16 protein-coding genes are annotated in these 23557 nt (G+C 55.6%); 7 read left to right on the top strand and 9 right to left on the bottom strand.

Translation table 11 applies throughout. The features are described 5' to 3' along the window. Nucleotides 1-95 precede the first annotated feature (95 nt). Nucleotides 96-1325, bottom strand: a complete 1230-nt coding sequence (locus OSO_RS0131490; protein ID WP_050986264.1) for a PQQ-binding-like beta-propeller repeat protein — start codon at nucleotides 1323-1325, stop codon at nucleotides 96-98. Between the two features lie 298 nt (nucleotides 1326-1623). On the opposite strand from OSO_RS0131490, the gene OSO_RS0131480 reads away from it, so the two are divergent. The 4 genes from OSO_RS0131480 (at nucleotide 1624) to OSO_RS0131465 (ending at nucleotide 9451) form a co-directional block, all read left to right on the top strand. Further along, entirely contained in the window at nucleotides 1624-2532 is a 909-nt protein-coding gene (locus OSO_RS0131480; RefSeq protein ID WP_040593452.1) for a prolyl oligopeptidase family serine peptidase, read from the top strand. A 118-nt stretch (nucleotides 2533-2650) separates the two neighbouring features. Then, nucleotides 2651-3859 (top strand): alpha/beta hydrolase family protein, encoded by a 1209-nt coding sequence (locus OSO_RS0131475; RefSeq protein WP_157605563.1) that lies wholly within the window; start codon nucleotides 2651-2653, stop codon nucleotides 3857-3859. A gap of 230 nt (nucleotides 3860-4089) precedes the next feature. Further along, on the top strand, nucleotides 4090-4503 hold the full coding sequence (locus OSO_RS0131470; RefSeq protein ID WP_010586884.1) for a BlaI/MecI/CopY family transcriptional regulator: 414 nt from the start codon (nucleotides 4090-4092) through the stop codon (nucleotides 4501-4503). A 4-nt stretch (nucleotides 4504-4507) separates the two neighbouring features. Then, complete coding sequence (locus OSO_RS0131465; protein WP_010586883.1) at nucleotides 4508-9451, top strand: carboxypeptidase regulatory-like domain-containing protein; 4944 nt, start codon at nucleotides 4508-4510, stop codon at nucleotides 9449-9451. Nucleotides 9452-9501: 50 nt separating this feature from the next. On the opposite strand, the gene OSO_RS0131460 is transcribed toward OSO_RS0131465, so the two are convergent. Then, a complete protein-coding gene (locus OSO_RS0131460; RefSeq protein ID WP_010586882.1) occupies nucleotides 9502-10248 on the bottom strand; it encodes a GNAT family N-acetyltransferase in 747 nt (248 codons plus the stop codon). A gap of 320 nt (nucleotides 10249-10568) precedes the next feature. On the opposite strand from OSO_RS0131460, the gene ruvB reads away from it, so the two are divergent. Next, nucleotides 10569-11678 (top strand): Holliday junction branch migration DNA helicase RuvB, encoded by a 1110-nt coding sequence (gene ruvB, locus OSO_RS0131450; RefSeq protein ID WP_010586881.1) that lies wholly within the window; start codon nucleotides 10569-10571, stop codon nucleotides 11676-11678. Nucleotides 11679-11860: 182 nt separating this feature from the next. Beyond that, the gene (locus OSO_RS0131445) at nucleotides 11861-13255 is read left to right on the top strand and encodes an MBL fold metallo-hydrolase (protein ID WP_010586880.1); all 1395 of its coding nucleotides are present in this window, start codon (nucleotides 11861-11863) and stop codon (nucleotides 13253-13255) included. Nucleotides 13256-13294: 39 nt separating this feature from the next. Here OSO_RS0131445 and OSO_RS0131440 read toward each other — a convergent pair whose 3' ends face one another. Further along, nucleotides 13295-14359 (bottom strand): lysylphosphatidylglycerol synthase transmembrane domain-containing protein, encoded by a 1065-nt coding sequence (locus OSO_RS0131440; protein WP_010586879.1) that lies wholly within the window; start codon nucleotides 14357-14359, stop codon nucleotides 13295-13297. A gap of 250 nt (nucleotides 14360-14609) precedes the next feature. Beyond that, complete coding sequence (gene rdgB / locus OSO_RS0131435) at nucleotides 14610-15227, bottom strand: RdgB/HAM1 family non-canonical purine NTP pyrophosphatase (protein WP_010586878.1); 618 nt, start codon at nucleotides 15225-15227, stop codon at nucleotides 14610-14612. A gap of 199 nt (nucleotides 15228-15426) precedes the next feature. Here rdgB and OSO_RS0131430 point away from each other — a divergent pair, with 199 nt between their 5' ends. Next, nucleotides 15427-17085, top strand: a complete 1659-nt coding sequence (locus tag OSO_RS0131430; RefSeq protein WP_157605561.1) for an RNA polymerase sigma factor — start codon at nucleotides 15427-15429, stop codon at nucleotides 17083-17085. A gap of 52 nt (nucleotides 17086-17137) precedes the next feature. On the opposite strand, the gene OSO_RS0131425 is transcribed toward OSO_RS0131430, so the two are convergent. The 5 genes from OSO_RS0131425 to OSO_RS0131405 all read right to left on the bottom strand — a co-directional run bounded on the left by OSO_RS0131425 (nucleotide 17138) and on the right by OSO_RS0131405 (nucleotide 22683). Continuing rightward, entirely contained in the window at nucleotides 17138-18352 is a 1215-nt protein-coding gene (locus OSO_RS0131425) for a PQQ-binding-like beta-propeller repeat protein (protein WP_010586876.1), read from the bottom strand. A gap of 125 nt (nucleotides 18353-18477) precedes the next feature. Then, nucleotides 18478-19602 (bottom strand): FtsW/RodA/SpoVE family cell cycle protein, encoded by a 1125-nt coding sequence (locus OSO_RS0131420; protein WP_010586875.1) that lies wholly within the window; start codon nucleotides 19600-19602, stop codon nucleotides 18478-18480. Nucleotides 19603-19755: 153 nt separating this feature from the next. After that, the gene (locus tag OSO_RS0131415) at nucleotides 19756-20952 is read right to left on the bottom strand and encodes an acetyltransferase domain-containing protein (protein WP_010586874.1); all 1197 of its coding nucleotides are present in this window, start codon (nucleotides 20950-20952) and stop codon (nucleotides 19756-19758) included. Nucleotides 20953-21183: 231 nt separating this feature from the next. Beyond that, nucleotides 21184-22149 (bottom strand): DUF1559 domain-containing protein, encoded by a 966-nt coding sequence (locus OSO_RS0131410; RefSeq protein WP_010586873.1) that lies wholly within the window; start codon nucleotides 22147-22149, stop codon nucleotides 21184-21186. A gap of 66 nt (nucleotides 22150-22215) precedes the next feature. Next, the gene (locus OSO_RS0131405) at nucleotides 22216-22683 is read right to left on the bottom strand and encodes a hypothetical protein (RefSeq protein WP_010586872.1); all 468 of its coding nucleotides are present in this window, start codon (nucleotides 22681-22683) and stop codon (nucleotides 22216-22218) included. Nucleotides 22684-23557 lie beyond the last annotated feature (874 nt).

Genomic DNA, 23557 nt, shown 5'->3' with positions numbered 1-23557 from the left:
GGCAACGGCGCAATCACGGCGCCACCGACGACGAATGGTGCGGTGAACTCGTCGCAGTGATCAACCTGAGTTTTGGCTTGTGCGAGCGGCCCATCTTATCGGGGTAACTCGACGCAGACCAAGTGACCTGCTGCGTTTCGGCCGTAGATGCGCTTGTTCAGCAGCACGGGGATCGTCCAGCATCGCCCCGTCAAAAACGGCGAGCGACTCAGTTCCTCGAAGCCCGTTGGTGTTGCGTTTGCCAGGATCAGCGAACCCTTTTCGTCCAGGATCAGCAGTTTGCCATCGGCAATCATGAGCGATCCGCAACCCATTCCGCGCTGCTTCCAGGCAACTTCGCCTGTGGCGAAGTTCATGCACGTCAGTTGAACGACGCGGCCCAAGTTTGAGTTTCCGTCAAATCCGTACAGATATCCATTCCACAGAATGCTGTTATTGAAGTGGTTGCGCAGATCACGACTGGTGTAGATCTCTTTCAATGAATCTCCGTCGAGTTCGAACAATCCGCTACCGACGTTGTAGGCAGAAGAAATGAAGATGAACTTCCCGTCGACGATCGGGGTTGTCGAATTGGTGCGGAATGGAGAAGGCCAGGATTTGAACGCGACTTGCTCACCGTTTGCAAGCTTCGTGATTCGCAGTCCGTCGCAATCCAGCGTTGCGATCATGGATGCATTGTCGCCGCGAGGGAAAATCGCGGCCGAACCGTAACCGGCTTCGTGCGGGGCAGACTCCCAGTTTTTCTTTCCGGTCAATTTGTCGTACGACACAACCCGTCCGGCTTCGAGGATGAGCTGTGATCCTTCGATGACCGGTGAACTGGAAAAGCCCCATTCCGGGAGCGGGACATCAAGATCCGCGCGCAGCATGACCTTCCACACGACTTTACCGGTTTGCACGTTCAGGCAAAACAACTGTCCCTCTTTCCCGACCGTGTAGACGTGATCGCCATCGACGGTTGGCGTGGACCCCGGCCCACCTTCGTGCAAATTGTCATTTAAGCCGCAGGGATAGTGATGCGACCAGAGAACCTCGCCATTTGATGCATTCAGGCACCAGACGAATTCTTCGCCATCGACATGTCCCATCGTGAATAGTCGCCCGTCAGCCATGGAAATCGAACTGAATCCAATTCCGATTTCACGTGACCAAGCCACCGGCAATCCGTCCTCGGGCCATGTGGTTTTCCAACCGGTTTCCCGGGAGATTCCGTCACGAGCGGGGCCCATCCAATTCGGCCATGCAGCGGAACTGACAGGTTCGGCGGAACTCGCTGAGGTCGTCAAGAATCCGAGAATCATCAGGCAGGAAGTGATCCGTGTCATTCGCAAGGGATTCCTTGATGGCAGCGACAGTTCGTTCGATCGATTGGCCCGTCGATTGACTGAACGCAATGGCATGTTTGGCGGCCAGCGGTTGAAACCATTTCGGTTCGATGTGGGTATTAGATCAGATCGAGCATGAAGACGACAACGGGCTGAATCGCCTGTTGCCATCGCGGGTCTGGCTCCGCCTCGTTTTGAAAACGCCATGACATTGTGAATGCCAGGGGCCGGTGCCCTGTTTTCTGTTTCATGCCTTCGCGTGCGATTTGTCGGTTTCGGGAGTGAGGATCAAGTGGCGATGCGAATTCTGCAGTCTTTGTCGATGGCCGTGGCCTTGTTGGTAATCGTCGGTTCTGGCATGGCCGACGACGTCCCCGTCGATTGTCGAACCACGGATGATATCGTGTTCGGCCACAAAGATGGGCTTGCCTTGACCTTGGATGTGCTCGAGCCTGAAAAGAATCGTAAAGGGGTCGGATTGATCCTGGTGTCGAGTGGCAGCTGGGCTTCGCGAAAGTCCGATGTTCCCGGTGAAGAATCGCATCGCATGCGAACTGACCATTGGGCGCAAGGGCTGCTCAAGGGGGGCTTCACCTTGTTTGTGGTGCGCCATGGAAGCAGCCCTCGCTATTTTGTGCCCGAGATGATTCCCGACATGAATCGTGCCGTGCGCTTTGTGCGTTCCATTGCCAAAAACTACGGTGTCGATCCCGATCATCTTGGGATTACGAGCGGTTCCTCGGGCGGACACCTTTCGCTGATGGCGGCGATGACGGGTGACGATGGGAATCCTGAATCGAAAGATCCGATCGAACGAGTGAGCAGTCGCGTGCAGTGCGTTGTGGCGTGGTTCCCGCCGACGGATTTGGTGAACTGGGGGGCTCCCGGTGGCTACAGCCTGATCGAGTTTGTGCGACCTGGATTCTTCAAACGCGTCCTGGGGGAAGTTCATGATATCGAACCCCAGCTCAAGGCGATTTCTCCGTTGTATCTTGTCAAATCGACTGCACCACCGTTGTTGCTGATTCACGGCGATAGCGACAAGACAGTGCCGCTGCAGCAGTCGGAAATTATGAAGGCGAAGTACGACGAACTCGGGTTGCCTGTTAAACTAGTCGTTCAACCGGGTGGTGGGCATAGCGCATGGCCGGGGATCATGGAGCAGTACCCCATCGTTTGGGACTGGTTCGACAAGTATCTAAAGTGAGTGGCATCACTCTGCAAGGGGATGGGCGTTGATGAGTTCGATTTCAACAAGGTCCCCAAAACAGTGCGTGTGGTTTTTTCGATCGTTGTTCCTGCTGTGGTGCGGCACAACGTGTGCGATGATCTTGGCTGATGAGCCATTGGCCAAACCCCGCGATACGGTTCACGTCGGTGACGAGTTGTCGGCGCGTGCGAAGTTGAGCCGTGCGGCGCTCGACTCGGTCCCTGAAATCTTTCCCGCTGAGTCCTTGCAGGTTGAGGGCGTGAAAGCGTTTTTCTACCGGGGATTGGACCACAAGAGGCAGCCGACACGCGTCTTCGCGTACTACGGCGTGCCTGCCCTTGATGAATCCAAGCGTCATGGCAAATTGCCTGCGATGGTGTTGATACATGGCGGCGGTGGAACGGCATTTGACCGGTGGGTCAAGGTTTGGAACGCGCGTGGCTATGCAGCCATCGCCATGGATTTGTGCGGGTGCGTTCCCGTTGGAGCTTATGGTAAATGGGAACGCCACGACCACCCAGGACCGCGCGGGTGGGATGCCAGTTTCGAACAACTCGCCGATCCCATTGAAGACCAGTGGACCTTTCAGGCCGTCAGCGCGGTGAAGCTCGCGCATTCGTTGATTCGCTCGTATCCCGAAGTGGATGCTGACCGCATCGGTGTGACGGGAATCTCGTGGGGCGGATATCTCACTTGCATCGTGGCGGGGACTGATCCGCGATACCAATTTGCCGTACCCGTCTATGGCTGCGGTTTTCTGGGTAAAAACTCGGCCTGGTTGCCGGCGTTTGAAAAGCTGGGCGCGGAACAGGCGAAGCTTTGGCTCAGTCAGTGGGACCCGTCCGTCTATCTGCCGCAGGTCAAGATGCCGATGCTGTGGGTTAATGGAACGAACGACTTTGCATATCCCATGGATTCCTGGCAAAAGTCCACGCGTTTGTCGCAGGGAACGAACGAGCTCTGCCTACGGGTTCGCATGCCGCACGGGCATGGTCCAGCGGGCGAAGACCCTGAAGAAATCCATGTTTTCGCCAATTCGAAACTTCGAGATGGAAAGCCGCTCGCCCTCATCACCGATCAAGGTCTCGACGGCGATTCCGCTTGGGCGACGTTCAAATCGGACGTGCCGATCATCAAGGCCGAACTGAACTACACGCTGGACACCGGCCGTTGGCAGGAACGAAAGTGGGAGCAGATGCCGGTGGCGTTCGATGGTTCGACTGGTCGGGTTAGTTCGCCGATTCCCGGGGGGACAACCGTCTGCTATTTCAATCTCTTCGATGACCGCCAGTGTGCCGTGAGTTCATCGCATCTCGAGCGATGACGATCGGCGGACGACATCTCGCAATCCGCGCATGAGCGACTTCGTATCTTTTCGCCCACGATGTCCCGCTCGCGCACGCCACCGACGCTCGACGGCGCGACTTCCTCTCGCCAGTCAAGTTCGCCGCACCACGCTCGGGCAGTGATGTGCAGAAACTTCTGCAGAATGTGATTGACTCGCCAGATAATGTGCAGTAGTGTCTGCACATTGATGAAGTGAAGGGGGGCTGGATGTCGAGGTTTACGGCGGGCGAGCTGAAGGTCATGCAACTTCTGTGGGAACACGGTGAGTTGAAACCTACAGAGCTGCAGCAACTTTATCCCGAGCCGATCAAGAATCCGGCGTTGCGGTCGTATCTCGTGATTTTGGTCGAGAAGGGCCATGTCGTCCGACGCAAAGTTGGTAAAGCGTTTTTCTATCGCGCCAAAACGCCGCGCCAGCGTGCGTTCTCTTCAATGCTCAGCGATCTCGTCAAGACCTTCTGCGCGGGAAGCGTCGAGCAATTGCTGATGACGCTCGTCCGTAAAGAGCAGCTCAGTGCCGACGATTTGCTTGAGCTCAAGCGGCTTGCAGATGAACCTGCGCTGGACGTCTCTGAGGCGGCAGAATCTGGTCCAAAGAAACGCGGCACGAAGGAGACGTGAGGCTATGAGCCTGAGCTTTGAAGCGAGCGTCGTACTGTTGGCGATCAAAGTATCGCTCACGCTGTTGGCCGCGTGGTTGGGGCACGCAATTGTTTCCCAAAAGAATCCGCGTTGGCAGGTCCTGATCTGGCGAGTTGCGGCATCGGCGATGGCCGTCTGTTTTGTGGGAACGCTGGTGCCACCACTGTATTTGGTGCCATTCTTGAGGGCCGAAGTCACTCGGGAGAGGGTACCACCACAGCCAGAGGCGGCTCGTGTTGCGGTCGAATTGCCGACCGCGCTGGCCTCGTCGACGCCGTCACCGACGGATCAGAGCGGTGGACACGACACAGAGCGACAGATCCCAGGGAATGAGGCGGGATTGAGTCTTTCCAGTACCCAAACGGACCCGATACCCGCGTCTCATGGCACAAGTGAAACACGTCCCATTGTGACACTTGATCCCTCACCGTCTGAATCCGTGAGTATTGCGTCGGGCCCCGCGGATGCACCTCTTGGTTGGATGAGAATCGCGTTCGTCGTCTACGCGGCCGTGGCCGGAGTTCTTTTGCTGCGCCTGCTGATTGGACTGCGCGCCGCGAAACAAGAATGCCGGATGTCCACCCCAGCGCCGGATTGGATTGTTGCAATCGCCGCGCCACTGACTGAACGTTCCGCGCTTTCGGTACGGATGACAGATCGCTTCGAATCACCAGTGTTGTGTGGTCTGATTCGACAAACGATTCTCTTGCCGACAGCTTTGCTTCAATCTTCCTCGGCCGAGATTGACGTTCGTGCGGCGATCGCTCATGAGACCGCTCATGCCGTGGGGCATGATCTCGGTTGGGACTGTTTCCTTGGCATCATGGCCGCAGTCGTTTGGCCCGTTCCACTTGTCTGGCGGATGCGGTCTGTGCATCGCGCGGCGTGTGAACGAGTGAGCGACCGGGTTGCGGTGGATTGCGTGGGTGATCTGGTCGCCTATCAGCGCTTGATCGCACGAATTGCATTGCGGATTGCCGGAGAGCAACGAGCTGTGGGCATGGCAATGGCCCGGCGATCTGATGTTCGCGAGCGTCTTGCCGCCCTCCTGATGTGCCCCGGTGTTCCCGTTTTGGGTTGGCGCGGAATCCTGTTGGCAAGTGGTGTGATGATCGCGGCAGGGGTTGTCGGCAGCGGTTCGCTCGGCCCGCGAGCGGCGGATGCCAACCCCCTCCTCGCCGAAAAAGACAATCAACCCGTCGCTGCCGACGAGGTTGGGCACGAGCGGGCGCCATTGCGTACGCGCCCGGAGAAATTGCGATTTCAAGTCGTTCGGAGTGATAACAATGAGCCGCTCTCGGACGCGAAGATTACCGTGCAGCTTTATCATCCGCAGCAACGGGATCGACGCGATCTTCTGACGGACGAGATGGGACAAGTGGACTTTGAATATCCCGATGGCGACGTCCCAATTCAATTATGGGGCTTAGTCAAGCGGCCGGGATTCGTGCCCTATTTCGCCAATTTCGGACGGAATTTGATTCCCACGGTGTTGCCAACTGAAAAAATCATTCGGATGGATGTGGGCAAGACAGTTGGAGGAATCGTCGTCGATTCTTCGGGGGCGCCGATTGCCGGTGTCGCTCTCTCCATTTTAATTCCGGCCACAGATACACCGTCCGAAATTCACTATACGATTTTCGAAGAGACAACGAATGAGGATGGCAAATGGCGATTTGATGGAGCACCACTCTCACACGGACTAAATGTCTCGTTGTCACATCCACGTTTCACGAAGGGGAGTCAATCCGTTCAAGATCGTGTCGATGGTCGTTATGTCCTCGAACCAGGTTTGACGCTGACGGGACACGTCACCGATGAAAACGGCCAGCCCGTCCCCGGCGCACGGATCACGATCGGACGTGATCGCTTTGGAAGCGATGATAAACCCAGCACTGTTGAGAAAGATGGATCGTACGCGGTCTATGCCTTAAGACCCCAATCAACGTATGTGACCGTCGAAGCACCGGGGTTTGCACCGCAAGTTGTTCCGATTGATTTAGATGCGAACTCAAAATCTGTGGATTTTAAGCTGAAGCCCGGACATCTGATTCAATTCCACGTGCTCGACGAAGCTGGCAATCCGATTCAGGCTGCAAGTATCTTCGCCGACACTTGGAATGGGTTTCGAACATTGAGGTGGGTGGGAAAATCGGACGCACAAGGGAATGTGGCGTGGAATGGTGCGCCGGCCGAGAATGTTAAGTTTGACATTGTGCACGAAGGCTATGCCTACCTGAGAAATCTTTATCTGGGGCCACAAGAAGAACCCCATCAGATTCAATTGCTGCCGCCTTTGGTCGTTTCCGGAACCGTTGTCGATACGAAACAGGCGAAGGTTGCCAAGTTCAACGTCTGTTTCGGCGCGAAATACAACGGGCGCGAGGAGATTACTTGGGACACGAACGATGGTTCAAACGGAAAGAACGGCAAATTCGAGGTCCGATACCTCGAGTCTTGCGAGGAAGTCTTCTTGCGGATTGAAGCGGAAGGGTTTCGGCCTTGGATTTCAGACGCAATTCCGTTTCGGAAGGCGAATCACAAGGTCTTCGTCAAGCTGGAACCTGGTCGCGGACCCATGGGCATTGTCTGGTCGCCGGATGGCACGCCCGCAGAGGGAGCCCAGTTGACGCTCGTCACGGCAAAAGACGGGATGCAGTTTACCGCCGGTTATCGCCCCAGTGGTGGCAAGCAGACCGTGAAATCAGAGGCCGAAGGTCGGTTTGAATTCCGGCCATGTGATGATGAATCGCTGATTGTTGCGGTGCATCCGACAGGATACGCAGAAGTCACTACGAGCGATTTCATCAACAAAAAAGCGATTCACTTACATCATTGGGCCAGGCTCGAAGTCCTTGTGCGTCAGGGGAGGGCTCCGCTGGCAGAAGCTGGTATTCGGATCGATCCAATCCGTCAAACCGGAAGGGCTGTTCAGGTTTTCTCGTATGGCATCCAGGGCAAGACCAATGCCGAAGGCCGTGCCGTTTTCGATCGCGTCGTACCGGGCGAGGTCTGGGTGAGCAAAAGTTTGGAGCAAGTCATTGGCAGCGGATCGGTTGTCTATGGCGAACGTGCGGAGAAAGTCGGGTTGTTACCCGGCGCGCGGAAACTTATCGAACTCGGTGGCTCAGGTGTCATGGTGAAAGGGCAGATCAGGTTGCCTGAGAATCCCCCTGAACCGCATCTGTGGAGTCTGAATGCCGCCGCCAGAATCTATACGCAACCGACGTCGACGAATCCGGAAAGCCGATCGTATCAAATGTTGATTGGCAAAGATGGTTCATTCGAGCTGCATGACGTGGCACCAGGCCGCTATCAGTTTCAACTTGATCTGACAGCCGTTCCCGACCCGGCACAGTGCGGAACCGGGGCTGCGATGGGACGCATCACTCGTGAAATTGATATACCGGAAACAGATCCTGTTCTGGATCTTGGCGTCATTGAGGGAACCTGGTTCAAACGGTTGGGGGCGGGTGAGGCTGCGCCCGTATTCGTCGCGACCGGGCTAAACGGCGACAACATCCGATCCACAGATCTGCGCGGCAGACTGACCTTGATCGATTTCTGGGCAACCTGGTGCGGACCGTGCATGGCCGAAATGCCTGATCTCGTGGAGCTTCATGAGCAGTTCCAATCGGACCCTCGCTTTGAATTGGTGGGAGTGTCGGTTGACCGATCGATGGAAGAGGCGACGACCGCCATCAATAAGCACGGTTGGAAATGGAAGTTTGCGTACGCGGGGGGCGGGATGCACACCCTGATTCCGTCCCGATTTGACGTCACGACCATTCCCGTCAAATTTCTGATCGACGTGGACGGCACGATCTTGTACCGCGGTCAGGATTTGCGGGCCATTACCAAGTTAATCCAGAAACGCCTTGCCGATTTGTCTAACTCGACATCGTTGGAGGCTGAAGATCGAAAAGGGCGTCGCTCCAAACCGTCGACAGATTCCTTCTCGTCACCGGATTTGACCGAAGTGGCGGTGGTTGCCGACAACCTCGAGTATCCGTCTGGAACCGCGCCCCGCGCGAATGGGGCTGGGTTGACACTGTGGTTTGCCGAAAAGCAGCCGCTTCGCAGCTTCGCTGATGTGGGGACATCTCGATGGCTCTCGGGGCCACACCGAGCGGCCGTCGATTCAATTCGAAGTCGTATTGCAATCTGCGACACGTGGCATAAGCGGCTCGTTGTGCTCGATCGTTTCGGGCGAAAGCACTTCGAGACGGAGCTTCCTGGCCTTCATGCGGTGTCGGTGGACGAACAGACGGGCGAATTCTGGTGTCTGGCTCTTTCTATTTTGGACTCAGGCGAACTCGTCGTTCTTGATGAAAATGGCAACGAACGGACGAGGTATCCGATTTCGGCTTACGGAATCGAGTTTTCACCCGCCGATGACGCGTTTTGGGTTGTGGGGAAATCGCTTGCCAAGATGACCCGTGATGGCAAGACGGTCAGCGTCGGCCAGTTGTCCACAGGTGCGTACACGTTCACGGATATTGCCGTCGATCGGACGGTGAAAGGTGCATGGGTGTTGGAAGACGATCATCCCGATCTGCCGGCGAGCCAACTGCGGCTTTGGAGAGTCCAGCCGGACGGAACCGCGCAACCAACCTATCGTTTCCCTGAGAAAACGTTGGCCCGATCATTGGCGTTGATTGGGGGTAGACCCTGGATTGCGACACGCCTGTATGATCGATCGCAAGTCCCGACGGAATCTGAATGGAGCATCCAACGTTTCACGACCGACGGCGTTCCCAGCGAATTGTCCGAACTGGCGGCTTCGGATGTGACGAAGGGAGCGGTTTCTGGAGCGATCTGGATCAGGACCAAGGAATCGCTGCAGCGTATCGAACGAGATGGGACGGTTTTGAAAACGATTTCACTACCCGAGAAAGTCAAATGCATGCAGATTCTCGCATTCTGAACGCGATGAACGACCTTGTCGGCAGGCATCGTGGCTTCGCCGTCACAGGATTATTCCTGCTGTTTGGCCAAAGCTGCCGTCAATGATGCGAGCGATGTTCTCTGTGTTCCCTGTTCATCGAAGTTTGTGGGGGCGAGCCATTGTTGGAAGACGAAGCGCAGGGCTGGCCATTCCTGGTCGATGATGGAATACCAGGCCGTATCGCGATTGCGGCCCTTGATCACGACGGCCTGGCGGAAGATTCCTTCGAACGAGAACCCGAACCGCTGTGCGGCGCGGCGTGAGGGGGCATTCAGTGAGTGGCATTTCCACTCATAACGCCGATATCCCAGATCGAACGCGCGCTCCATCATCAAATACATCGCTTCCGTCGCGGCGGGGGTCGCTTGCAGCAATGGTGAAAAGTTGAGATGCCCGACTTCGATGCAGCCGTGGTTCGGGTCGATGCGCAGATAGCTGGAAACCCCGACGGCTTTTCCTGTCGCCTCGCTGAGGATTGCGAAATAGAGCGGGTCGCTGCCCAGAGCCGATTGCGTCAGCCAGTTTTTGTACTCGGTGAACCCGTCGAAAGGACCATAAGGCAAATAGGTCCAACTTCTCCCTTCTTTGTCGAGCGAATTCGCCTGGTAGAGATCTTCGGCATGTCGATCCACGTCGAGCGGTTCCAGGCGACAAAATCGCCCCCGCATTTCTTCGCGAACGGGGAAGGCCACCGGCTGCCAATTCGGAACGATGTTTCCGATGGGCTGTCCCAAAGAATTGACTTCCTGAGAATTGAGTTCGTGGTGCGGAATCATTTTTTTCCATCTCATGGGGCTGATTGACCAGGTTTTGTCGTCGTGGGAAGAGGATATTCGACCGCAACCTCTGGTTCGCGTGATTCCGCCCAAAAGTAGCGGTGTTCAATCCGTTGGGACAACCGTCGGGTTGCTCATGGCTGTTATCCCCATGGAATCGGCGATACATTTCAGGGACTCTGCGGGTGCACGGCGGCACCATGAATCCAGGGATCGGCGGTGACCGCGTGCTTTTCCAGATGCTTTCCTGAACTTGCGACCGCAAAATGGTTTGAGTCCGGTATTGGATGGCTTCTTAATTCGTGATGGATCGTAGTGAGATGGCTCGGCAAAAAGTGATCGAAGGTGGGGCGGGTGAGGGCGATCCAAAACCTCCGCTGCCGCCAAACATCGGCGCCGGAATCGGAGCAGGGGGCGAATTCAATCCGGACGATGACAAGTTTGATGAAGAACTTCGACCACAAAAGCTGAGCGAGGTCGTTGGGCAGAAGAAAGTCGTCGATCGATTGAAAATCGTGCTCGACGCAACGCTTCGCCGGAAAGAGCCGCTTGGGCATATTCTGTTCGACGGGCCACCAGGCTTGGGCAAGACCACGCTCGCGATGACCTTGGCTCGCGAGATGGGCACGGAATGTCAGATCACATCGGGGCCATCGCTGATGGCACCGAAAGATTTGCTGTCGTATCTGACCAATGCCAGCTATGGCTCGGTGTTGTTTATCGACGAAATTCATCGCCTGCCTCCTGCCGTCGAAGAATTCATCTATCCGGTGATGGAAGATTTTCGTGTCGATATCGTCCTGGGCGAAGGGCTGAACGCGCGTACCATCAACATGAAGTTGAAGCCGTTCACGATAATTGGGGCAACGACTCGCAGTGGGATGTTGACGGCGCCGTTACGCGATCGATTTGTTCACCGCGAGCATCTGGATTTTTACGACCTGCCGGAACTGACGGAAATTGTCCGCCGCAACTGTGCGAAGTTACGGACGCAGATCGTCGAAGACGCCGCGCGGCTGATTGCGGATCGAAGCCGAGGAACTCCGCGAAAGGCGAATAACCTTCTGCGCTGGACGCGCGACTTTGCGACAGTGCGCGAGCCAGAGGGTCATGTGACACGCGTGGCGGCAGAGAACGCATTGGCCATGCTGGAAATCGATACCGTGGGCTTGGAAGCTCAGGACCGGCGTTATCTGCAAACGCTAGTTTCAGTCTTCACGGGCGGGCCCGCTGGCTTGTCGGCGATTGGTCACACGATGAACGTTCCGCCGGACACACTTGAGGACGAGGTCGAGCCATTTCTATTACGTGTCGGCTTCATTCAACGTACCCCAAGGGGGCGAATGATCACCGCCTCCGGATTGAATCATCTTGGCATTAAACCCCAAGAACCGCCCTCGACAGACGATTCCCAAAAGCGTCTCTTTTGATTTCAACTCTGTGTCTCCGTGCCTCCCCCACCACCAGTGTGTTGCCGACGTACGCGAAACATACAAGTGGGTCCAGTGGGGGAAGGGAGACACGGAGACACAGAGACGAGGACGGGCAGAGTTCGCGCTTCAGTGCTAGGTGTTGAAGATCTCTTTTGTTTCATCGTGATGAAAGCTCGTCTATGAAGATCACGTTTCTCGGTGCGGCGGGGGAAGTCACTGGCAGTCAGCATTTGATTGAGACCGATTCGCATCGAATCTTGCTCGACTGTGGCTTGTTCCAGGGGCATCGGACCGAGTCCCGGCTGAAGAATGAGCATTTCTACTGTGATCCGAAGTCGATCGACGGCGTGATTCTGTCGCACGCGCATGCCGACCACTGCGGGAACTTGCCGGGGCTGTACAAGGCGGGATATCGCGGCCCCATTTTCTGCACCCCCGCGACGGCAGACGTGGCTGACGTGATGCTGCATGACAGTGCTCACATTCAGGAAGAAGACGCGAAGTACCTGAACCGCAAGCATCCGCCGGGTACGCCGTCGATTAAGCCACTCTATGATGACGGTCATGTGACGGCCGTGGTGAAGAATTTTGAAACGGTGCCGTACGCGGACTGGCATCAGCTTTCGAAAGACTTTCGGCTTCGATTTCAAGACGCTGGACACATCCTGGGCTCGGCGATTACCGAGATGGAGATTCGCGACAAAGGCGATTGGAAACGGGTCGTCTTTACCGGGGACCTTGGCCGCCGTGACACGCCGCTGTTGCGAGATCCTCAACGGGTCGAAGGGTGTGACGTCTTGATTACCGAATCGACCTATGGAAACCGCATTCATCCTCCGGCCGACGATATCAAGGTTCAACTGAAGTCGATCCTGAAGCGGGCAGCGGCACGGGGAGGGCGAGTGATCATTCCGGCGTTTAGCTTGGGTCGGACGCAGACGTTCGTGTACTTCTTGAATCAGTTGTCGAACGCGGGTGAATTGCCTTCGATCCCGGTGTACGTCGACAGTCCACTTTCGAAAGAGATCACTTCGGTCTATCGGAATCACAACGCATCGCTCGACGTGGAATTTCATCGGATCATGCAATCCGACAAAGATCCGTTCAGCTTTCCCGGGCTGCGCTACATTGCCAATCAGTCGGAAAGCATGCAGCTCAATCATCGCAAGGGTGCGTTTGTGGTGATTGCCGCCAGCGGGATGTGTGAGGCGGGGCGCGTGGTGCATCACCTGCTGCATGGGATCAGCGATCCGAACAACATCGTCGTCCTGATCGGCTATCAGGCCGAGAATACGCTCGGCCGCCGAATTCATGATCAAGCTCCGATGGTCCGCATTCTGGACCATCAGGTGGAACTTCGCGCCGAGGTCGAATCGCTCGAAGGACTTTCGGCACATGCGGATGCCGAAGACTTCAAATGGTGGTTTGAGGGCTTAGCCGCCGATCGCGGCGTCGGTCGTGCATTTATTGTTCATGGCGAGCAGGATCAACGACTCGCGTTGTCGCAGTTGCTGGATCATGTCTGCGACGAACCGCCAACGCTGCCCAAATATCGCGAGTCGTTTGAAGTATAGGGGGCCGCCCGTTTTAAACTGCTCTGCGATCATGCTGGGTTATGCGGCGACAGGTTGCGTCTCTGCAACTTCGGCCGCTCGTCGAATTTCTTGACGTGACGACAGGTAATAGACGACGCCTACGGCACCCCAGACGAATGATGTCAAACGGTATCCCAGTGCAGTGAGAACTCCGTTTGAAAGAGCTGTTGCCAATTGTTCTTGCGTGCTATCTGGCACCAGTGACTTTTGAGCCTGCTGATAGAACCAGGCAACAGCCCCTTCGAGTGCCCCGACCCCGCCGGGGGTGGGGACGGCCGCACTGAGTGCTTCTGGTAGCGGCAATCCGACGATGTGATCAATGAAACCGGGAATGATCTGGCCATGATGTAACGAGAGGGCACAAAAGTAGAACGATGTCAGAAAGCCAAAATGTCCCGCCAGACCCAAGAGGGCGGCTCCAATCACGATCTGTGGTTTTCCTTGATACATCTGGACCGAATCCATCAGTTCTTTGACGATCCGGCCGCCGATGCGCCAGGTCGTCAGCCAGTGCATCAGTCGTGAATGCGTAAATGCCGGAACAAACATCAGGCCGATCCCGAACAGGCCGGCGACAGCGCCACCCCACAGCACCCACACCGCCCACTGGAGTTCTGGCCCAGGTTTCGTCCCGGCGGGGCTGAGTGACGCAAGTGCACCCAATACAAATAGAGCCCACATTCCGAGGACTCGATCCAGAAACACCGTCGCGAGCACGGAAGGGATTCGCTTGGGATGATCCTTGGCCAACAGAGCCGCTTTGATCAAATCGCCGCCGACGGCACCGGGGCCCATCAGATTGCATGCCTCACCCAGCATTCCCAAACGGAATGACTCTCGTAACGAAAATGGCAAACCTGTCCCGCGTACAAGCAGTCGCCAGCGCGTGAAGGTGGCCATCAAGGATGCGAGTCGCACCAGCAATGCGGCACCGAACATCCCCCACAGAATCTGGCGATCTTTCAGCTTGGCCAGATCCTTTCCGCACATCACATACAAACCCGCCAGCAAGCCGATGGCGAGCAGCCATTTGAAGGACGTGATGACAATGGCACGCGTACGATTGGGAGGTGTGGCAGTCACAGAATGGGCTCGACACGAAATGAAAGAACAAGTGACGAAACGGGCCTTTAATGTCGTGGATGCCGCCAATTTGTGCTAGATCTCTTGCCGAGATCCGCGTGACAGGTCTCTGACGTCGATTCGCCATCCATGAATGCGGCCGGGAGGCGGACGGCGAGTGGAACAAGAACACGTTGAAAGCGTTTCGGCGCAAATCCAGGCTCGCTTACGGAAACTCGATTTGGAGTGTTGCCTCGAGCGTTTTGGTCACTCACTGGCATTGTTCGAATAAACGCAAAATCTGCGGAATTAATCGCTCGAACGCCTTGGCACGATGGCTGATATGACGTTTTACTGCCGGAGTAAGTTGGCCGAACGTCTGATGATATTCCTGGACGAGAAACAACGGGTCATATCCGAATCCGTGCTCGCCGTGAAAGCTGTTTAGGATCACTCCGCCACAACGTCCTTCGGAGGAGAGACGCACCTGCCCGCTTGGATCGCACAACACCGCGTGACAGACATAGTATGCGGTTCGTTTCTCAACCGGGACGGCGGCGAGTTCGTGCAACAGCTTTTCGTTGTTGGCGGCGTCGGCACCCTGCTGACCGGCATATCGAGCGGAGTAGATCCCCGGTGCACCGTTCAGGGCGTCGACACACAATCCGCTGTCCTCGGCGATGACCCAGTGCTGGATCTGTTTCGCGACTTCGGCTGCTTTCTTGGCGGCATTGGCGGCAAATGAATCGCCATCTTCTTCCACTTCACCGACTTCGGGAAACTGATCGACCCCGACAAGTTCAATCCCCAGCGGCGCAAACAGCTCTGCGATTTCACCGATCTTCTTCTTGTTACGGCTACTCAAGACGATCGAAGGGAAGGACGTCATCGGTGTCGAACCATCTGGTGAAAAGTGAGGGGACTCGTTTGCGGCCGATTGTGACGAAAAGCGTCATGGCAGAAAAGTGACGGCACGATCGAGGCCAGATTGAATGAATAAGATCTAAAAAACTTTGATGCATTGCATTCGATCGAGCGGTGTCCTTACTGTGAAGATCACAGAATTCGTCAGGATCGGGGTGCGCGCGATGGACGATCAAACACTCTTAAAACGCTACACGACAAATCGAGATGCAAGTGCATTCGAGGAGCTTTCGAATCGCCATGCCGGTTTCGTCAAATCTGTCTGCCAGCGAGTGTTGGGGAATTCGCACGATGCGGAAGAAGTGGCGCAAGAGTGTTTTTTGGAACTGGCACGCCATGCCGACGAAATTCATTCGTCCGTCGTGGGATGGCTGCATCGAGCGGCTATGTCCCGGTCGTTGAATCATCTTCGCAGTCGAGTTCGGCGGAAGGTACGCGAGCGTCAGGCGGGAGCGGAAACTGCCTCAATGACTTCTGGATCCGACCTGACGACACGCGAACTGAAAATCGTAATCGATGGCGCGCTCACGGAAATGCCCGATGATTTGCGCTTGCCCATGCTGCTGCACTACTTTGATGGACGATCGCAGCGCGACGTGGCCCTGGAACTGGGGGTGAATCAGTCCACGGTCAGCCGTCGGATGCGAGATGCCCTGGATCAACTCCGCGAAAAGCTGACTCGATCAGGCTACGTTACGACGGCCCCGGCCTTGGTCGTCATGATGCGCCAGCAAGCGGGGGCGGTGGAATCGGGATTGTCGGACGTCACGGTTTCGGCCGTTGCGAAAGAATCGGCCGAAGCCATGTCGATGCTTGGCGGGCTGAAGGCCTTCATCATTTCGGCGCTGTCGTTGTGTAGTTTACTCCTCGTTGATGGTTGGATTTCGTTGGGACTTGCGATCGGCTTGTCGATTCACGTCGCGCGACATCAGCCGCGCTGGATGGCCGATCTCTGTTCCAGTTTGGGAATATCGGATCTGTACGATGATCCGACCTATCCCTTCAAACGCTGGGATTGGAAGGTCGCGCCCGCTGATTGGCGGCGACAAATGCTCGCGTCAGTGACGACGTTCGCTTTCATCGGTGCCTTGACGGTTGCATTTGCCATCAGCAGTTCGCGCGTTCCTTGGGGAAGCGTCCTGTTGAGTGGTGCGGTCTCGATAGGATCGCTGATTCATTCGCTGCGGTTGGTTTATCGCGCGTGTCTGCTCAGGATCGCTTCGCGACCTCACGCGATGGAGCATGCGGTGATGGCATGTCCGATCGACCAAGGCCTGGTGCGAACACGACCGGATGGATTCGAGTTTGATTCGAATGAGTCGATATTGTTGTGCATCGAAGCCATTCAACTGATCGCGACGGGGCTGGCGGGAGTCGGTTTAACGTTGCTGTTACTGACGACGTCCGCGACGCCGACCGTCTGGCCGTCGAGGATTCTAGTGGGAATTTTGGGGCCGGTAATGCTTTGGAGCGGTGCGTGTCTCTGTCGGCGTCTCACGCTGCGATGGCAAAGTCCGTTCTGTCGCGACGTTGTTCCCTATGGGCCTCCTCGTCCCGCACAGGGAACACGACTTTTTCTCTCGATTGGTGTAACCCTCGTCGCAGCACTAACGACCTGGATTGTCTGGAATCCGTCGTCAATCCGCGGCTTTTCTTTGTCGCTGGCATCGATCCAAACGGCGATGCTGGGCTGGATGTTCTTCCGTCCGGCGGTTTACTGCCGCAACCTGGATGTGCGGCTCGTTCGCCAAATCGCGTTGGTCCTGCTGATCAGTTGTTTTGTGTTGAATTCCGGCGTTTGCATGGCGAATTGCTGGTGGTAGCGATTTGCGATCAAAGTGACGCTTCGAAGGCAGACTGCCAACGGAGCTAATTCTAACGCGGTCTCTGGATTCTATAGACCGCCTGATCGGTTCTCAGGAACAACGATTCATCGGCGGCGGCGATTGAGGACAGTGTGCGGCCGGGAAGCTCGTTGACCGCCAGTTCGCGATATTCTTCTTTCGTCGGAGCGATGACGTAGGTCTTGCCGTTCTCATCGAGCAGGTAGATTCGATCGTCGGCGAACAGCGGCGAGGCGGAAAAGTTGCCGCCGATCCGCTTCTGCCAATGTTGCTGCCCCGTTTTGGCATCAAGGCAGGTTGCTACACCATTGTCAGCCATGAGATACAGCTCTTCGCCCAGCAAAAGCGGCGATGGGTTCAGCGGCGCACCCCGTTCCAACTTCCATGCCTGATGCGTCTCGGTGACATTACCCGTTCCATCGGGTCGGACGGCAAACAGGAACGGCTTCAGATAGCCAGAGCAGACGTAGACCAGTCCTTGGCCAAACACAGGTTTTGGGACGTTCGAAAACCCGGACGGGTACCGAAATCGCCATATCTCATGGCCTGTTGTTGGTTCGTAACTGACGGCCCATTCGCCGCCCGTGCTGACGACCTGGGGACGTCCGTCGACCTGGATCAGCAGAGGAGTGGAATAGGCCATCGCGCCGTCACGTGTAGTTTTCCAAACTTCCGTCCCGGTGTGCTTGTTCAACGCCGTCACATACTGCACGTCGGTGCCGTCGCATGCGATGATCAGCAGTTCGCCAACGATGATGGGACTTCCGCCCGGACCGTGACGGTGTTCGTAGGGCAGTTCTTTTTTCCAAACGACGGTTCCGTCTCGATCGAGACATGCCGTGCCGAGACGACCGAAATGGGCATAAAGTCGATTTTCATCGATGAGGACGGAAGGCGACGCATAGCTGTTCTTTCCATGAATCGCGCCGGGATCGTCGTGGTGAAAGACTTCAATTTCATGGACGAGCCTGCCGGAATCACGATCGAGGCAAATCACGCGCAATGACTTTCCTTCGTCCGTCGCCGTCGTGAGCCAGACCTGAGTTCCTGCAACGGAGGGGGTTGACCAGCCGAGTCCAGGGATACTGGTTTTCCAGCGAATGTTTTCCGATTCGCTCCACGTCAATGGCAACTTCGTCTCGCTTGAGTGACCCTCGCCGTCGGGACCGCGGAACTGCGGGGAATCTCCTGCCAATAGATCCAACGTCAGAAGCAACCATACTGTCAGCAACCATAACTGCCGCACTGGACTCTCCTTCCAGATGTCGATCGCGAACGCAACAGTTGAAGTTTAACTGTTGAGCCTTCGAATGTCCCGGCAGCGTAGGGGACGGAAGATCTTCCAAGAATCGCGACGTCGACTTCGAGTCACTATTCAAACACAAATGGTTCGCCGGTGACTTCATAGCCGGGGCGTGCCCCGACATTTAGCAACAGGCCGAGACCGACAGTGGTCATGAGCAGGCTTGAGCCGCCGGAACTCATCAGGGGTAGAGTAATCCCCACGACGGGCAGCAGGCCGACGGTCATGCCGGTATTGATAATCGTTTGAGTTCCCCAGAGTGTCACAATCCCGACGGCGATCAGGCGGCCGAATGGTTCGTGCGTTCGCGCGGCAATCCGAAGACCCAGCGAAAACAGGACGACGTAAAGTCCCAGCGTGATTGCCGTGCCGATCAACCCCCACCGTTCACCAACCAGACAGAACACAAAGTCGGATTGGGCTGCAAACAACCGATAGGCATCCACGTCATCAATTCGCATCCCCGAGAATTCGCTGCCCCAGAGTCCGCCAAGTGCCAGCACGGTCTTGGACTGATGCTGGTGCCACCGATCGCCGCCCGGATTGGGTTCGCCATCAACTTGGGCAAACAGGGCGATGATTCGGGATTTCTGTTCGGTACTCATTTTTACCCAGAAGACGGGCGACATGGCCAAACCCAGGACTCCGACCAGCATCATGTGACGCCATCGCATTCCTGCTGCAAACAACATCGCGAACAAGACGGGGACAAACAGCAATGCCGATCCCAGGTCTGGTTCGAGCAGAATTAAAGCCAATGGTACGAGCGTGATGACGAACGGAGCAAACAAGCCAGTCAGACGGCGAAAATTGTCTCGGTACATCAAGTACTGAGCCAGCGCCAGAATGAACGTCAGTTTGACCACTTCGGACGGCTGAAGATCAAAATATCCGAACTGAATCCAGCAGCGGGCTCCCCCGCGTTTTTCCATGAACAAAACGACGATCAATAACGGCAGCGATCCGATGAACAGCAGATGGCTGATCGGCTTCCAGGCCCGATAGGGAATGACGAGCGTCACGGCCAGGGCGGGAATCGAGAGCAGGGCGTACGTGACCTGCTTCCCGAACAGATCAGGACCGTCGTACAGTTCGTCGGCGCGTGCAATACCGGTTAAGCCTATCGCGAGCAACGCGACGGCACATCCGACAACCAGCCACGGCACACGCCTGAGCAATTCCACGGTCGACACGACAAATTCTCCGCGAACGGGCGTGGGTCTGACAAATGAATCTCAGACTTGCCAGACCAATCGCGGACGTTGTCGCTGTAGGCGGAAAATGTGTCCAGAGCAATTCTGGACTGCTCGCCTTTCGATCGTCGGAACGTCTATTTATTACACGAGTTACAGAAAACGCAGCAGGCTGTCGGGGTAGCGTTTCTTCAGTGATCCATAGATCCGGCAAAGTGGATAATGGATCAACACAATCTCCAGCCAGATCAAATACAGATAAGGCAGCGTGACGCCACACCCGGGGCCGGCGTGTCCTGGAGGAAAGCTCCAAAGCCAGTTCGGTAGTGGATTGGCTTGAAACGAAACGATCGCAAGCGTCAGTCCGTGAATGACAAACAGGTGCGCCAGATAAAAAAAGAGCGGCACGCGCCCGAAGGTGGTGATGAAGTCTGCCACCGGGCCACGCCATCGTTCAAGCAGCGGCCAAAAGGCCAGTACGGGGCCCAGCGTCATTAGAAGGAATGAAAGTGACGGTGGGTACTTGTGACAATTCAGAAATGACAGGATGGAGAAAGCTGTCGACGATTGCGGTGTCCACGCCACAGGGTCGCCGTACAGGTTGCCGCCACGCAAAAGACCAAATAGCAGGATCATTCCGAATCCGATTCCGACGATGATCGGACTTCGTGTTTGGGGCGGCTTTTTCAATAAGTCACCGAACCCGAATCCCACCGCCATTACGCCCATCCAGGGGATCAGGGGGTACGCGACATAAATGGAGAAATGCCCCCATTGAACAGGGCCAGCGGCATGCAGAACTGTCCAGATCCACCCGAATGATCCAAATCGCGAACTGAGGATTCCATCGAACGCGTTGTGCCCGAAAATGAGCAGCAGACCGAAGATGAGAATGATTCGTTTCGGCAGAAAGAACATCAGCCCCAACCCCACCATCGACCAACCAATCGCCCAGATGACCTGCGCCACCCCGGACTGAAATTGGAGATTGAAAAACCAGCCGACATGTACGACGGTTAGCTCCAGAAAGACCAGCCACAGGCCACGCAGGATCAGGAACAACGATTGTCTGAATCGCGACTTGTTCTTTGACAGCCCCAGCGAGGCACCCACGCCGGCGAGCAGGATAAAGATCGAAGGGCAGAAGTGAGTGATCCAGCGAGTGAAAAACAGCGCGACGGTTGTTTCACCGAGATTGAGCGGGTTGACCTGCTCAGCCTGCAAGAATTCTCGAACGTGATCCAATGACATCAGGATGATGGCGATCCCGCGCAGCAGATCGACCACATCCAATCGTCGCGAATCTGTAGTCGGACTGATGACCAAGTCGGAATGGGGATCGACAGACATAGTCCTCACGTTAGATCAAAAGAGCGAATCGATTGGATTGGAGAAGTGCGAACCGACATGAAAAACATCGCCGTACAAGGTGCCTTGCACGGCGATGTGTAATGAGATTTCGACAACCTCCCTGTTGTGACAGGGGCACGAACATTGCGACCAGGCCTACTGACCTGCTCGCTACGCATTCATCAATGTGTCAGTTCAGGTTTGAAGCTCCGCTCGCTCGGCGGCGAATGCCTAGAATTCCCCAATGACTTCACTGCCATTTCGCGTTCCCAGGGCCTGATAGATTGGGGTGCTGATGCTGTAGTTCAGAAACCGAACCGCTCCATCCCCCATGAGGAAGTGCGATCCGCCCGAGTGATAGCTCCAGAATTTTTGATTTGATGCACCAGAATCTGGATTGTCCATCGCGTTTCCTTGCGAAAAGGTGTTCATTTCGAGGATGTGATCTTTTCGGGCCGAATACAGCGGGGGATAGCCACGTCCGCACAGTGGCCACCCGTAAGTCAGATCCTTATTAATTCCGCGTTCTCCCGCAATGCACGTGTTGGACGATCCATCGGTCATGTCCCGAATTCCAATTTTGCTGTTGTTGAAGAAAGTGCCTTCATAACCTGACAGATCGGTGCAAGGGCCGGACCAAAATGCCCCCTGAGTGCAGTCCCAGTTCAACGACTTTCCACACACGCCGAGATAGCTTCCGACAGCGACTTTCCCGTTCACGATCGAATTGGCCCCTGATCCTGTACTGCCGGTGAAGACGCTTCCGGATCTTGGGTCGGATGGACAACTGAACACAGCTTTGGGTGACTTCCAGGTGTAATCAATCGTTGGGTTAGCCGTTTCCTTCGAGGCGCAGAAACCATTGCAGCGGTCGCCGAACGCGAAGTCCAATTGGTTGTAGTCGTTGGCAAGATCGAGGTAGGGCAAACAATACGCCATCCAGGACCAACCGCTGCTTGAGCCTGGCGCAGAACTGACGAACAGATTTCCAAGTGGGAATTGGCCATGCACGTCATGGTAATTGTGTGTCGCCAGTCCAAGCTGTTTCAGATTGTTCTTGCACTGAGTTCGACGAGCGGCCTCGCGTGCTTGTTGGACGGCCGGGAGGAGCAGGGAAATCAAGACGGCGATAATGGCAATGACGACTAACAACTCAATGAGCGTGAATCCGAGGAGCGATCGTCGATTCCGTTTCATGGAGTATCCCCTTGTTATAAATTGTGGGAAAAACGAGAGTCCGCACTTCTTTAACGGCGAATGAAATTACTCGACGTCAATTTCCAGGTTTGTGGCTCCCTTGGCGGGAACCTCAATGGTGCCCTTCAGCTTCTGCGGCTGCTTGATGTCTTTCAGAGGCGTTCCTTCCGCGGGAATTCCGGGATAGGTCGTCACCAGCACTTTGTACTTCTTGCCAGGAGTCGGCCCTGATTCCTTGGGAATCGTAAACGCGCCGTCTTTCACTTCGGTCATGGTTCCCGTCGAAACTCCGTCATCCGCCTCGAGATAAAGCGTTGCTTTATCAAGTAGCGGGTCGCCTTTCTTGGTGATCTTTCCAGAGATTGCGGTGCGATCTCCATAATTTGGCTTGCCGCATCCTACCGAAGCGATCACGAGGGCGACTAACGACGTCGCGACAGTTCTCCACGATTTCAATCGTGACCGCTTGAAGGAAAGATCGCGAGGGGATGCGTTTTGTATTCTTGATTTTAAACTCAAATATGGAACCATCATGCAGATCATCCTAATAATCATAACTTGGCGATTCCTGGCTGTATCAAGTCCTGCATCTAATATCACCGGTTCACACAGGTTCGAATGTTGTTTTTATTCTGCGTAGCAGACAATGACGAGTCGGTTGCTGGCTCGAAATTGGGTGAGTCATCGAACCGGGTAGGCGGGGCAGCGTGTCGATGTGGCCGTCCTGTTTATTCCCTTGCCGTCTCTTGAGGGACGCTTGCCGTCGTTCGCTCCATGGACGGACGTGAACTGGAAAGCGCACAAGGTTGTGGATGCACGGAACCGTCAACCAACCAACGCAGGCCTGAGAAGTTTCGACCAATTGAGAAACAGACCCTGAAGTCGATCGTCATTCGGACGATAAAATCGATGAAGACTAAAGCAACGAACAACGATATTGGGTCAAATTGTTGCTTGGGCGAGAGCTATCGAGGACGCCACCGCCATCGCGAGCGAATTTGAGATCCAAATCGAACAGTCCAGGTCTCGCTGTTCGACAGATTTCCGGCCCGAAACCACGTTTTGCGAAGAATTTGCGAAGTCGCAGCGGAGGATAACAGTCAAAATTGATGCGTTCAAGTCGGCTCTTCAAAAAATCACCGTTCTTGAGCGAAGTGTTATGTTTGTCTCGCAATTCTGTCGCCGAAATGGGTTGGAGCACGGAAGTGTTCCGCGTTATTAACGCTCGCTATGATTGTCGATGGTGCCGCTCTCCGGTCGGAAATGACACGTCCTCGACTCACCGTGGGATCGTCTTTCAGCCTGTTGAAATAAGGGGGACAGGCACCTGGACCTTGACGGTATCATGGGGTATTGAATCCAGGCGGAGCCAGCCCCCGTTACTTCAGTAGGCTGTATGAGGGAGAGT

The organism is Schlesneria paludicola DSM 18645 (assembly GCF_000255655.1).
In the GTDB taxonomy this organism is placed as follows: Bacteria; Planctomycetota; Planctomycetia; order Planctomycetales; family Planctomycetaceae; genus Schlesneria; species Schlesneria paludicola.
Note: the sequence above shows the minus strand (reverse complement) of the source record. Positions and strands in the feature narration are given on the sequence as shown.

What these genes read in the sequence shown, in the direction of transcription:
- OSO_RS0131405 (WP_010586872.1), bottom strand. Translation starts at nt 22,683, where the DNA reads ATGATGGTTCCATATTTGAGTTTAAAATCAAGAATACAAAACGCATCC.
- OSO_RS0131460 (WP_010586882.1), bottom strand. Translation starts at nt 10,248, where the DNA reads ATGATTCCGCACCACGAACTCAATTCTCAGGAAGTCAATTCTTTGGGA.
- OSO_RS0131475 (WP_157605563.1), top strand. Translation starts at nt 2,651, where the DNA reads ATGATCTTGGCTGATGAGCCATTGGCCAAACCCCGCGATACGGTTCAC.
- OSO_RS0131490 (WP_050986264.1), bottom strand. Translation starts at nt 1,325, where the DNA reads ATGACACGGATCACTTCCTGCCTGATGATTCTCGGATTCTTGACGACC.
- OSO_RS0131415 (WP_010586874.1), bottom strand. Translation starts at nt 20,952, where the DNA reads ATGTCTGTCGATCCCCATTCCGACTTGGTCATCAGTCCGACTACAGAT.
- rdgB (WP_010586878.1), bottom strand. Translation starts at nt 15,227, where the DNA reads ATGACGTCCTTCCCTTCGATCGTCTTGAGTAGCCGTAACAAGAAGAAG.
- OSO_RS0131465 (WP_010586883.1), top strand. Translation starts at nt 4,508, where the DNA reads ATGAGCCTGAGCTTTGAAGCGAGCGTCGTACTGTTGGCGATCAAAGTA.
- OSO_RS0131410 (WP_010586873.1), bottom strand. Translation starts at nt 22,149, where the DNA reads ATGAAACGGAATCGACGATCGCTCCTCGGATTCACGCTCATTGAGTTG.
- OSO_RS0131470 (WP_010586884.1), top strand. Translation starts at nt 4,090, where the DNA reads ATGTCGAGGTTTACGGCGGGCGAGCTGAAGGTCATGCAACTTCTGTGG.
- OSO_RS0131430 (WP_157605561.1), top strand. Translation starts at nt 15,427, where the DNA reads ATGGACGATCAAACACTCTTAAAACGCTACACGACAAATCGAGATGCA.
- OSO_RS0131480 (WP_040593452.1), top strand. Translation starts at nt 1,624, where the DNA reads ATGCGAATTCTGCAGTCTTTGTCGATGGCCGTGGCCTTGTTGGTAATC.
- OSO_RS0131445 (WP_010586880.1), top strand. Translation starts at nt 11,861, where the DNA reads ATGAAGATCACGTTTCTCGGTGCGGCGGGGGAAGTCACTGGCAGTCAG.
- ruvB (WP_010586881.1), top strand. Translation starts at nt 10,569, where the DNA reads ATGGCTCGGCAAAAAGTGATCGAAGGTGGGGCGGGTGAGGGCGATCCA.